The 11,976-nt window shown below is 57.2% G+C and carries 13 protein-coding genes; 7 read left to right on the forward strand and 6 right to left on the reverse strand.

Annotation, left to right across the window (positions count from 1 at the left end; genetic code table 11):
• Positions 1-281: 281 nt before the first annotated feature.
• The 5 genes from MRK42_RS16075 to MRK42_RS16095 all read right to left on the reverse strand — a co-directional run bounded on the left by MRK42_RS16075 (position 282) and on the right by MRK42_RS16095 (position 4,766).
• Positions 282-1,253, reverse strand: a complete 972-nt coding sequence (locus MRK42_RS16075) for a MalM family protein (protein WP_201940800.1) — start codon at positions 1,251-1,253, stop codon at positions 282-284.
• Positions 1,254-1,343: 90 nt separating this feature from the next.
• Positions 1,344-2,642, reverse strand: a complete 1,299-nt coding sequence (locus MRK42_RS16080) for a maltoporin (RefSeq protein ID WP_042027969.1) — start codon at positions 2,640-2,642, stop codon at positions 1,344-1,346.
• 528 nt (positions 2,643-3,170) lie between these two features.
• Positions 3,171-3,611 (reverse strand): flavodoxin, encoded by a 441-nt coding sequence (locus tag MRK42_RS16085; RefSeq protein ID WP_338611031.1) that lies wholly within the window; start codon positions 3,609-3,611, stop codon positions 3,171-3,173.
• Between the two features lie 82 nt (positions 3,612-3,693).
• Positions 3,694-4,434 carry a tRNA pseudouridine(65) synthase TruC gene (truC, locus tag MRK42_RS16090; protein WP_042027971.1) on the reverse strand — a complete coding sequence of 247 codons (741 nt, stop codon included), beginning with the start codon at positions 4,432-4,434 and terminating at the stop codon, positions 3,694-3,696.
• The gene (locus MRK42_RS16095) at positions 4,431-4,766 is read right to left on the reverse strand and encodes a YqcC family protein (protein ID WP_338612498.1); all 336 of its coding nucleotides are present in this window, start codon (positions 4,764-4,766) and stop codon (positions 4,431-4,433) included. Before MRK42_RS16095 ends, truC begins: the two co-directional genes overlap by 4 nt.
• Before the next feature lie 209 nt (positions 4,767-4,975).
• Between MRK42_RS16095 and MRK42_RS16100 the strand changes: the two genes are divergently transcribed.
• From MRK42_RS16100 to MRK42_RS16120, 5 genes are all read left to right on the forward strand, one after another.
• The gene (locus MRK42_RS16100; RefSeq protein WP_042073174.1) at positions 4,976-6,016 is read left to right on the forward strand and encodes a DUF3549 family protein; all 1,041 of its coding nucleotides are present in this window, start codon (positions 4,976-4,978) and stop codon (positions 6,014-6,016) included.
• Positions 6,017-6,135: 119 nt separating this feature from the next.
• Positions 6,136-6,405 carry a DUF3301 domain-containing protein gene (locus tag MRK42_RS16105; RefSeq protein ID WP_354688335.1) on the forward strand — a complete coding sequence of 90 codons (270 nt, stop codon included), beginning with the start codon at positions 6,136-6,138 and terminating at the stop codon, positions 6,403-6,405.
• Between the two features lie 70 nt (positions 6,406-6,475).
• Entirely contained in the window at positions 6,476-6,712 is a 237-nt protein-coding gene (locus MRK42_RS16110) for a DUF2789 domain-containing protein (RefSeq protein ID WP_338611036.1), read from the forward strand.
• Positions 6,713-6,784: 72 nt separating this feature from the next.
• On the forward strand, positions 6,785-7,081 hold the full coding sequence (locus MRK42_RS16115; RefSeq protein WP_338611038.1) for a hypothetical protein: 297 nt from the start codon (positions 6,785-6,787) through the stop codon (positions 7,079-7,081).
• Positions 7,082-7,084: 3 nt separating this feature from the next.
• Positions 7,085-7,858, forward strand: coding sequence for a Zn-ribbon-containing protein (locus MRK42_RS16120; RefSeq protein WP_338611040.1), 774 nt, complete (start codon positions 7,085-7,087; stop codon positions 7,856-7,858).
• A 96-nt stretch (positions 7,859-7,954) separates the two neighbouring features.
• Here the strand turns inward: MRK42_RS16120 and syd are convergent, their stop codons facing one another.
• Entirely contained in the window at positions 7,955-8,503 is a 549-nt protein-coding gene (gene syd, locus MRK42_RS16125) for a SecY-interacting protein (RefSeq protein WP_338611042.1), read from the reverse strand.
• Between the two features lie 125 nt (positions 8,504-8,628).
• Between syd and queF the strand changes: the two genes are divergently transcribed.
• Positions 8,629-9,489 (forward strand): NADPH-dependent 7-cyano-7-deazaguanine reductase QueF, encoded by an 861-nt coding sequence (gene queF, locus MRK42_RS16130; RefSeq protein WP_338611043.1) that lies wholly within the window; start codon positions 8,629-8,631, stop codon positions 9,487-9,489.
• 182 nt (positions 9,490-9,671) lie between these two features.
• Positions 9,672-11,942: a hypothetical protein gene (locus MRK42_RS16135; RefSeq protein ID WP_338611045.1), complete on the forward strand. Its 2,271-nt coding sequence runs from the start codon at positions 9,672-9,674 to the stop codon at positions 11,940-11,942.
• Positions 11,943-11,976: the final 34 nt, after the last annotated feature.

An 11,976-nucleotide genomic window follows, 5' to 3' on the forward strand; every position in this document is an offset into this window, starting at 1 on the left:
GAAGAGAGAGGAATATTGAATTTGGAGGGGAGATCACAACTTGTTCGGCTGCAATAAAATCTTATTTTCACAAGATAAATTACTGCACGATAAGTCTATTACACAAACAGATAAATTACAGTTTCGCTTTGTATTTTAATAATTCCAAATATATCTACAGGAAACACAATGTAACGCTATGTAACCAACTCCTTTTTATTATTACAGTCTACCGATTAAAAAGGCCTCCAACAAGGGAGGCCTTAAAAATATATTGCTCAGTCAAAAAGTCGGGTTAATCCCTACTTTTGGGAACGCTTCACCGCATCGACGAACACCGCCTTGGCCTTGCTGGAACCGGCACGCTCAGCTTCGCTGACCAACTGCATCGCCTTGTCGATATCACCGGCATTGACCGCTTTCTCGATCTGGGATTGATAAAAGGCTTCGGTTTCACTTAGCATCGCCGGAGCTGGCTTGGCCGCGACCTTGGTCGTCGTTGCTGCTGCAACTGCAGTCGTAGTCACCACACCTGTTGCTTGTTGGCCTTGGCTCATCGCTACCTTGTCGGCATATTCGGGTTTGAATACCGCTTCAAGGCCGCTGCCTTTGGCCATATCTTTCACCTTGATCTGTACCAATCCCCATGGCGAATGAGGGATAACAGGATCCTTGATGTCCGGTTCTACAGTCCCATTTGCGCGAGCGAATGCCTTGGAGGGATGCAATATGGTGGTACTGGTGGAAAGCTCATCCGCCGGTGCATAAATGATCATATAGGTCTCACTGTCCGCGTTGCCAGGCATACTGCGGTCAACAAATACACGCCCTTCTATCCGATCATTATCCAGCAGATGCGCCGGCTGATAGCTGAATACTGATTCACCAAGGACACGGGTTACCTTGAATTGGCTATCTAACATGATGACCTTGGGCACCATCACTGTTTTACTTACCTGAGACGCAATACTGATAGCCAGATTTCCAGTATTGACGGGCAGGCGATAAGCGGCAAAGTAACTCATGCCCTCTTCAAACTGAAAGCTGGGCTGTTTGCCATCAACCACCAGCAAGGTATCTCCTTCCGGTAAAGATGCATAACTAAAATCATTGAATGACTTGCAGCAACTGACTGCCTGCAACAACGCCTGCTTAGCTTGTTCAGCGTTGTTCAACACCGATGCATGCTCCTGAGTCGGAACCACCATACTGCCAGCACAACCAGCCAACAGCGCAGTAACCATAGCCGTGATAGACATCTTTACCAGTTTCATTCTTCTTATCTCCCTAACCCGGTTACCGTACCCGGTGAAACAACACTGCCCCCATATGGGGGCAGTGGTTAACTTAACTTAAACAGCGGCTTACCACCACGCTTCTGCTTGGACACCAAAGTTCCAAGTATCTTTGGATGTGTTGCTGTTGTAAGGAGTGCCTGCCATATCGTTGTCGTCCAACGCTACATAAGAAGCAAATACTCGGATTTCAGGGCGAGCCCAGAAACTGGAACCAGCAGACCAGGCTTGTGCCAGAGTCAGCTTGTAACCGGAATCTTTAGCTTCAGTGCCGTCATTGGATTTGTTGGCATCTTTAAAGTAACCACCTTCAAAGATTGTTTTGTTGAAATCATCCCACTTGAACATCGGACGCGCTACAACAGACATGGTTTCCCACTTGTCGTTGCCATCCCACATTTCATTACCTACGCCGTACACCAGCTGGTGACCCATCTCCCAGGAGTTACCCATGGGGATCACACCCCAGTTGATGATCCGGAAACCATCGGCGCCATCTTTGGCTTCAGCACCGTACCAGGAGCCATCACCATAAAACGCCATTGTTTTGGAATAACCCTCTGTACCATATTGCAGTACAGTTTTGTTGAAGCCACCCAACACTCCCGCAGTCAGTTCTGCAGTCAACATGACACCATCTTTGGCGTTTTTATATTGAGCATTGGTAGAATCTTTTTGAGCATCAGTCGGGTTAACCAACGCATAATCAACACCAACTTCCAAAGAGGCGTCTTGCCACAGAGGAATACCTGCATAACGCAGATCCAGAGTGTTAACATCCATGCCTTCAAACTTGGTCCAACCGTCTTTACCATCCCAACCACGGTCATTGCGAACCCAAGCGAAGGAAAGCTTGCCAGGACCGGCCTGAACGCCCTCAATACCAGCACCGGCACCGGAGATATTCCAGTAGTAGAAGTCGGAGATATGAATGTCGTGACGCTGGTAGTAACGCTTACCGGCCCACAGCGTGGCTTCAGGTGCAAAGTTCAACAGTCCTTTGGCTTGTACGTTGAATTGACGCAGAGCAAATTCTGAATCGCCATTGCACTGTTTTTCATCAAAATTACATACCGAGCTAGTACCTTCCCAATCATTGGACCCATTGGATGCCATTGCAAACATGGAATCAACGTAGAAAGTTTTACCATCCTTGTTAAATACTTCTTGGCCCAGTTGAACCTCACCATAAGTGTCGTCTTCATTACCCAGACGACCAACCTTTTGTTTACTCAGGGTCTGCATGTCTCCATCACTGGAAACACCGACACCGGAACGGAAGTAACCGTGGAAATCTACGGCAAAGGCGGCTTGGGAAGCCAGGGCGGCAGTAACAGCTGCTGCAATCGGGAGCCACTTCATTTTCATTGTCATATTCCTTATTTCCCGCTGTGAGGAGTGTGATCCTGAATATTCAACTTCATATCACCAGGCAATCCTGCAGGTGATAACCGAGGTCGATTATAGGGAGCGCATATCGCGACAAATATGAGCAGACTCACAAAATGGCGACAAATCGCTCGGCAAACGCCCACAGCGCCAAATGGAAGTAAAAATCAAACCAAACAAGCAACAAAACACCACCATACACCTAAAAAAAGAAATAATATTGCACTTGAAATCGGTACCAGCGATTAATTTGCTTCTAAGCAAAAGTGAATATTTTCGCATCCTTTTTTAAAAACATGACTGAAATCGCTTTCATGATTGAACTTTTATTTCCCCGTTGTGTCGCGGCCTCTGGGCACTAAATGAGCGGGATAACTTTTTAGCATCTTGAAATAGATACCTTGCAGGGGAGAAATATGGATACCAATTGGGTTGGCGGATAGTGAAAATAAAAATCCCCTGTGGCAAACCGACAGGGGATTTTTATGGCGCTATTTAGCAAGCAATTCAGGGCTGAAAAGTCCACTCCTTGAGCCAGGAAAGTGCCACCTGCTCGGGTTCATCATGAAGGGTGGCATCCAGTTCAAGGCGGGGGACCACAGCGCTCGCCCCCAACTCTTGCAGCTGCTCGTCAAGACGACGGCCGGCCCCGCAGAAATGCTCGTAGCTACTGTCACCCATGGCGATCAGGGCATAGCGCAACCCCTTGAGCCAGGGCGCCCGATCGGCCAGATCGCTGGCAAAAGGTTGCAGATTGGGCGGAATATCCCCCTGCCCCGTAGTGGCACTCACCAGCAACAAAAAACGGCCGGGGTCTATGTCCTCCAGCCGAGCCTCTTCATGCAGGGCACACTGGTGCCCCTTGCGTTCAAGCTCGTCCGCCAGCGTTTCGGCCACCAGCATGGCCGCACCATAGACGGTTCCCACCACGATATCGATCTGCGCCACTACCTGCCTCCTGCACGCACTTGTTGTCGGTATAATCACCGACTTTATCAGCAAGCAGACCCGGGATGCTACCGAATGAGGCTCAGTAATCGCTCTCGCTGGCGGGCCAACCCAGTTCGGCAAACAGCTGCAGCACGTCCTGACCGAGGGGAGCCTGGATGCGCATCGGCACTTTCAACACCGGATGCTCAAAGCTCAGGGTGCGCGCCACCAGCAGCAGGCGCTCACAGCCATATTGCTCGCGAAAGAAGCGGTTATGGCGACCATCACCGTGGGTGGTATCACCGACGATGGGGTGGAACAGATGATCCAGGTGGCGGCGCAGCTGGTGCTTGCGACCTGTCTTCGGGAACAGTTTGACCAGGCTGTAACGGCTGGTAGGGTGTTTCTTGGAGACGGCATAAGGCAGCTCGACGCTGTGCAGACGCCGGAAGGTGGTGACGGCCTCCTGGGCCGGACGATCCGGGTCACTCATGGCGTCGGCTATCTTGTCCAGCTGCTCCTTGAGGGGATAGTCGATCACCCCTTGCTCGGGCGCCCAGCCCCGCACCAGCGCCAGGTACTCCTTTTGTACCTGGCGATTGGCAAACGCCTCGGTCAGGGTGCGGGCTACGGCTGGATCCAGCGCAAACAGCAGCACTCCTGAGGTGGGACGATCGAGGCGATGAACCGGGTAGACATGGCGGCCCCCGATCAGATCCCGGGTCATCTGCATGGCAAAGCGGGTTTCGGCCTTGTCCAGCCAGCTGCGGTGCACCAGCAGGCCGGAGGGCTTGTTGACCGCCACCAGCCAGTCATCCTGATAAAGCAGGGTCAGGCTCATTTTTCCACCACTTTGCCGGAAAGCAGCAGATCGAAACGGGCGATGAGGCGCAGCAGATCTGCCACCTCGGCGAGCTCCTCTTTATAGACTTCGCTGGCCATGGGATAGATGGAGACGTTGCTCGGCAACGGGGCCTGCAGCAGCACCAGCTGCTCCATGCGCGGGATCAGCACGAACTGCAGCCACTGATCGAAGCTCAGGGTATCGACACAAAAAGGCAGGTTGCTCGCCAGCGCCTCCTCGCCAGGGTGTTCGGCTTGCCAGCGTTCGAGGCGTTGCAACTCGGCGGTGAGTTCCCCCAACAGGCCAGCTACCAGCAAATATTGATTCATCTCGCTCTCTTCCTCTTCACCACGGGTTGATCCTTGGGCGGCGAACATGACGCGATCGCCTGGCGGCCGGACCGGGCCTGCCGCCGTCAAAAAAGGGCGATACTATACACCTCGCCCCGCACGGCTGCCATGGCGAACCGTGGCAACCACTGGCGATCCTCGGCGAGGGCCTTATAATCGGCCCGCATCACCCAAAGCCGGATTACACCATGTCTGCCACCGCTTCAAGCATCAATACCCTGACCGAATTTCTGACCCAGGCAGGAACCCAGTTCCAGCTGTTTGACATGGGCCGCCAGGTGCGCCCGCTGCCAAGCGATCTCTTCGTTCGCATCGAACAGCAGCAGGAGCCCTACCCCTGGCCCCTGCAGCAGCATGCCTGGCTTGGCGTCCACTTCTTCCAGCCTGCCGAATCCCGTCACTACCTCTGGTTCCTCAAGTTTGCCCTCGATGAGCGCGGCCTGCTCATCTCAAGCGGCCCCAAACACTTCATGGACCAGGTAGTGGAAACCCTGGGCTACAAGCTGACTGGCGAGCTGGATGAAGAGAAGGCCCAACGGCTGGCCGACAATCCCTATACCTTCCGCCCGGCCGAGGCCAAGATGGCCAGTCTGCATGCCAAGCTGGCCTATCAACTGGAGCAGGCACCGTCCGCCTATTACGATGCCCTGCGCCATTATCTGGCGGCGCCCGGTGCCGATGGCTGGCAAACCCTGGGGGTACAGGGCTTCGCCGATCTGGCGGAGCGGCTGCACGATGAGCGTAACCTGGCCCTGGTGTGCAAGGCTTTGCCGACCCTGCCGCTGGAGCCCCTCTATGCCCTCTGCCAGAGTCTGGAGAGCGCCCCCCTGCCACCGGCAGTGCAAGGTGCCCTGCTGGAGCGCATCGGCCGGGAGCAGGAGTGCGCCGCCCCCAATCCCGAGACCCTCGCCTATCTGTGCCGGGCGCTGGCCTCCTGCAACGGCAATACCCTGCGCACCAACAAGCTGCTGACCCTGCTGCAAACCCAGCCCAGTCCGGCCCTGCTGCTTGCCATCGCCGGCCGGCTCTGGCCCGATCTGAAAAATGCCGATCTGCTCAGCCACTATCTGGAGCAGCTGGCCCTGCAACCGACCCAGTTCTTCAATCAGGTTTTTGCCGAACTGGTCACCTTGCCGGCCCTGCGCAATGATATGCTGGCCAGGCTGCGCGACCCAGAGCGCAGCGAGGCACTGGGCAAGGCCATCGGCCGTCTGTTCGCCTCGGCCTGATCCCGCGTTCGCGCACGGACAACGAAAAGGAGACGGGAAGCCCGGCATGGGGATTCCCGTCATCACACGGACAACAAGGAAGCCCCTCCATGGGAGAGATGCTCTGAATCCTGCTGCTGATGGCCATCGGCGGACTCTTCTGGCAGCAGCGACGACAGGCCGAGCTGGCCTGGCAATATATGCGTCGCTACTGTCAGCACCACGACCTGCAGCTCCTGTCATTGGCCCGTGGCAAGCGCGAGCTGGCCCGCCAACCACTGCGTCTGCTGACCCACTACCAGTTCGAATTCTCCAGCGACGGCGAGAGCCATTATCAGGGCACTCTCAAGATGCAGGGATTGCACGTGGTCGGCGTCGAACTGCCACCACACCGCATGCCCTCACTTTGAACCCGGGCCTGGCCGCAACAGGGGGAACTGGCTGGCTATAATCTCAGGGTCAAGCAACGGGAGAAACGAGATGGAACCCCTTGTCCACGACCTGCCGGCCCTGTTTGCCCAGTTGGGCATGGCCAACGACGAGCTGAGCCTGCACCGCTTCGTGCATGAGCATCACCTCGACAATGAAACCCTGCTGCCGGAAGCCAGTTTCTGGAACCGCTCCCAGGCCAGCTTTCTACGTGATGCCCTGTGGCACGACTCGGACTGGTGCGAGGCGATCGATCAGCTGGACGTGATGCTGCGCCAGCTCCGCTAGGCAACCTCTTTCCTCACCATTGGGGTTTGGTTAAGATCCCCCATCAATCTCCCATCCCTCCAGAGCACGCTAATGTCCGCCCACGAGATCATCCGTATCGCCAATGAACTGGCCGCCCGGGGCCTGACCCCCACCACCGCCATGATCAAGGCTCGCCTGAGCCAGCCCATCCCCATGGCCGAATTGCTCAAAGTGTTGAGCCAGTGGAAACAACAGCCTGCCGAGCCACAACTGGCCACCAGTCAGCCAGAAGAAACGCCACAACCTGTGGGCGAGCCGACGCTGCAACAGCTGGGCGAACAGCTGAACCGCCTCGAACAAAAACTGGATCGACTGACCGAACTGCTGATCCGCCAGGGGCAGATCTGAGTCATGTATATCGTCGAACTCTGTTTTGAATGCTACCGCGACACCTCGCTGGGCGAAGCCGAGCGTGCCATCGTCAACTATCTCGACATGCTGCGCTATCAGGGCCAGATCCTCGGGCGCGAGTTCCCCACCAGCATGCACGAGGGCTATTTCGTCAGCCGAGTCGTCTGCCCCGAGCAGGACAGCCTGCACCCGGACAACCAGAGCGAACAGGTCAAGCTGGCGGAACAAGGGCTGCACCAGGCGGGGCTGCTCGCGCCCAAGCTCCATCTGCAGGGGGCCGACCTGCTCTCCGACAGCACTGACCCCTGCCCCCGCCCCAGCTGGATGCTGCTCTACACCAGCTTTTTGCACACCTGCTCGCCACTGCGCTGCGGCGATCACTTTGCCCCCATCCCGCTCTACCGCCTGCCCGCCATCGCTAACGGGGATCACAAGCAGATCATCAAGTGGCAGGAGGACTGGGAGGCGTGCGATCAGCTGCAGATGAACGGCTCCATCGCCGAACATGCGGCGCTGCACGAGATTGGCGAAGTCGGCAGTCGCCTCCATCGCCGGGGCAGCGATCTCGGCAAACGGCTGGAGGCCCTGACCGGCATACCCACCTACTACTACCTCTACCGGGTTGGCGGCCTGAACGCCGCCGAGGAAAAAGCCCGCCTCTGCCCCGGCTGTGGCGGAGACTGGGCACTGGCCGAGCCGCTGCACGAGATCTTTGACTTCAAATGTGACCACTGCCGACTGGTCTCCAACCTCTCCTGGGATTTCAAGGATTAAGAGTCGGGCTCAGATAGACCGGCCAGGGATAGATAAAAAGAAGGGCCTTGCTCCGTGGCAAGGCCCTTCTCTTATATTCACAACTCTTCGACAACTTTATTGCGGAAGGGTCTCCAGCCGCGCGAGAAACTCGGCCAGGGAAGGCGCCAGCACCAGCCGGCGACCGGAATCGAGCCACTCCAGCCACACCTGACCGTTCTCGTTATCGAGCGAAATCAGGGTCATCTCGTTGCGCGTAGTCGCGATAAAGATGGAAGGGGTGCGCTTGAGTTTGCGCAGCATCAGCAGATGGCCGATGAGGTTCTCTTTCAGCAGATCGAGATCCGCTTCGTTCCAGGGCAGGATCAGCTCAAGGCGCAGCCCCTTGAAAAGGCAGGGGATGGGGCGACTGAACCAGTGACCAAACAGCGCCAGCGCATCAGGGTGCAGCGTCAGCTCCAGCGCCTCGGCGAGGGCGCTGAAATCGGCAGACTCGGTGCGCTGATAAGGTCGCCAGGGGATGCGACCATCGACCGGTTCCTGCAACTGGCACGGAGAGCGCCAGTCCGCTTCCCAGTCGCACAGGGGCAGACCTCTGCGAGCCTCACCATCTCGTTGCCAGCGGGCCAAAAAATGCGCCAGGGCAGACAAAACTTGATCCGACATCGAAAATCCCCACAATTGCTGGCAAAGTCCGCTATTGCACCATCAAACATGGCGACAGACAAGGCCGCCTGAACCGGGCCCCTATTGGGCCATCAGTATGCCTTTCCCTGGGATCACCACACTTCATGAGCAAACACGTGAGCAAACAAGAGAGATACGCGGGGGCCAGCGCCCTCAAGGGCCTCACCCTGGGCCAGCAGTCTGACTACATCAGCCAGTATACCCCCTCCCTGTTGCAGCCGGTTCCGCGCAGCCTGAACCGGGACGACCTGCAACTGGGTGCCGAACTGCCATTTGCCGGTTGCGATGTCTGGACCCTCTACGAGCTCTCCTGGCTCAATGCCAAGGGCAAGCCGATGGTCGCGGTGGGCGAGGTGACCATACCAGCCACCAGCGCTAACCTGATTGAATCCAAGTCTTTCAAGCTCTATCTGAACTCCTTCAACCAGACCCGCTGCGACTCCATAGAGGCGGTGCAGGCCATGCTGATCAAGGATCTCAGCGCCTGTGCGGGAGAAGCCGTCCAGGTCACCCTGTTCCCCCTCGACCGGGCGCCGCACCAGATTGCCACCCTGCCCGGGGAGTGCATCGACGATCAGGATATCGAGATCGATGGTTACGAGTTTGACGCGACCCTGCTGCAGGGGGCCGCAGGCTCAGAGTTGGTGGAAGAGACGCTGCACAGCCACCTGCTCAAGTCCAACTGCCTGGTGACCAGCCAGCCGGACTGGGGCTCGGTGGTGATCCGCTACAAGGGGCCCAGGGTCGATCGGGAGAAGCTGCTGCGCTACCTCATCTCGTTTCGCCAGCACAACGAGTTCCACGAGCAGTGCATCGAGCGGATCTTCATCGACTTGCAGCACTACTGCCAGCCGCAGCAGCTGACCGTCTATGCCCGCTATACTCGCCGCGGCGGGCTGGATATCAATCCGTTCCGCTCCGATTTCGAGGCCGTCCCCACCAACCTGCGCCTGATCCGTCAGTAACCCCGGCTCAAAGAGGCAAGGAGAGAGGGTACCCCGCCCTCCCCTTGCCCGCCTCCAGACAGTAGAGGCGAGGATAAATCCCCTCTCCGGCCCCCGGACCGCATCGCGGCCACCAGTAAACACTGGACTCAGAGGGGGGGCCTTGGATAACATGCCCTCACCTCTGCGCCGCCCTTAATCCAATGAATCAACTGTTTTTTCTGGCCATGATGATGACCTCCGTGTCCGCTCCGAATCTGGATCTGGACAGGGAGCAGCTCTCCGTCGACCTGCAACAGGCTCAGTCCCTGGTGTTGACCGATCCGGCCAGATGCGTCCAGATCACCTCCGCCTTCCTGACGCGTGCGGCCAACAATCCCCAGCAGATCATCAGCAATCGCCAGGAGTTCGGCTATCGCGAACCGCTCCTGAGCTACAGCAACATGACGCAGAATATCAGTGCCAATCTGCTCAAGGGGAAGTGCCTGCTGCAACTCGGTCAATATCAGGCCACCCAGCAGGCGCTCGACACGGCCATCGCGCTGGCGGAAAAAGAGCAGCAACCCGAACTCAAAGCCCATGCGCTCTATTTCAAACTGCGCAGCCTGGAGCGCATGCCGGAGCAGCAGAGCAACCGGCAGACGCTGCTGGAACAGCTGGACGGCCAGCTGGCAGCCCCTCTTCTCAAGCAGAGTCAGTTGCAGGTATACAGCCGTCTGCTGCGTACCAGTTACGATATCGAGCAGCGGCAGTTTGAAGGGGCCAAGGCCCATCTGGCCGAGGCCAGGACCTGGGCGGCCAAGTCCACCAATCCGCTCGCCAGCGCCTGGGTCAGCGCCATCAGTGGTGATCTCTATCGCGCCCTGCAACAACCCCAGCTGGCGCTCGGTGAATATATCGATGCCCAGCAGCGCGCCAGGAACCTCAACGCCCCCCTCTTCCTCGGTCTCTTGTCGAACCAGATCGTCAAGCTCTATCAGGAGGAGCAGGAGCCCCAGAAGGCGCTGCAATATGCCAATGAGGCGGCCAACTATTTTCACTCCATCGGCAACCGTTCGCTGCTGTGTGACTCCCTCATCGTGCTGGCCCGCCTCAACCGCGATCAAAATGATCTCAACATGGCGCTGGTCTACTTCTTTAACGCGCTGGATCTGCTGGATGAAGGCACCAACCGGGCACAGGCCTCCCTGCTGAAGTACGAGATCGGCAAGACCTACCTGTACAGCGGCAATCTTTCGCTGGCCGGCAACTACCTCAACGCGGCACGTCAGTCCCATGAGCTGAACGATGCCAAGGAGCCGCTGATCGACACCCTGCTGTTGCTGGGGGAGCTCTATCTGAAGAAGCAGGAAGCCGCCATCGCCATCTTGCAGCTGGAAAATGCCAGAACCCTCTCCAGCCAGATTGGTGACACTCGCCGCCAGTACGAGGTGTTCCGCCTGCTCTCCCTCGCATATGAACAAAAGGGTTATCTGCGCCAGGCCCTCGACAGCTACAAGCAGTTCCATCGCCTGGGTGAAGAGGTGCGCCAGCAGGAGCTGGCCCTGGAGCAGGCGGCCATTCGTGACAACTATGTTCAGGTTGAACGGGCTCAACAAATCAAGGAGCTGGAGCAGCGCCTGAGCAACAGCCAGCACCAGCAGGAGCGCTACCTCTGGTCGAGCATCACCACCAGCCTGCTGCTGGCGCTCTTCATCTACCTCTTCTTCACGCTCTGGCTCAAGCTGCGTACCGCCCGCCTGCAGGTCAAGCGTACCGGTGAGGCCCTGCAGATCGAGCCACGCTCCGGCCTCGCCAACTGGCAACGCCTGATGAATCGCTGGCCGCGGGAGATGGCCAAACGCCAGTTGAAATCGGAACGCTGGTTCCTGAGTGAAGAGCCCACCAGCGAATTTGACGACAAGCTGCACTACCTGCTGTTCCGGGTCCCTTTCCTGGTCAACGCCCTGGAGCATCACGGCTATCAGGCCAGTCGCGAAATAGAGCAGGCCTTTGGCACCTATGTCGACACCCTGACCCCCCAGGATGGCCGTATCTATGATCTGCGGGAAGGCCATATCCTCTATGTGGTGCCCCAGCGTCACGTAGCCAATCTGCATCAGCTGGCTGGCGACCTGCTGGCGTCCATCGCCGCCTTCCCTTGCGAATATCCGCTGGATCGCCAGATAAGCCTCGGGATAGTGAGTCACCCCTTCCTGCCAAAGGCGGCCACCGCGCTGGATCACAACGGGCTGTTCGATCTCTGCTATCTCGCTCTGTCGGGAGCCATTCAGCTCAGTGAAAAATGCCAGGAAAGTGCCTGGCTGGAGCTGGCTGCCATCGATTGCCAGCAGGCGGCATTTTTTAATGGGGATGTGTGGCAATGCGGCTTGATGGCGATTGACAAGGGATTGGTAAAAGTCAATTCTTCTCATGAAAAGCAATGGGTTAATTGGCCCCGACTTGCAAGGACGCAGGCACCAGTTGACCAATAAAAACATAGATAACAGACGAGGCTCGAAGCGAGGT

The organism is Aeromonas sp. 19NY04SH05-1 (assembly GCF_040581895.1).
Taxonomy (GTDB): Bacteria; Pseudomonadota; Gammaproteobacteria; order Enterobacterales; family Aeromonadaceae; genus Aeromonas; species Aeromonas enteropelogenes.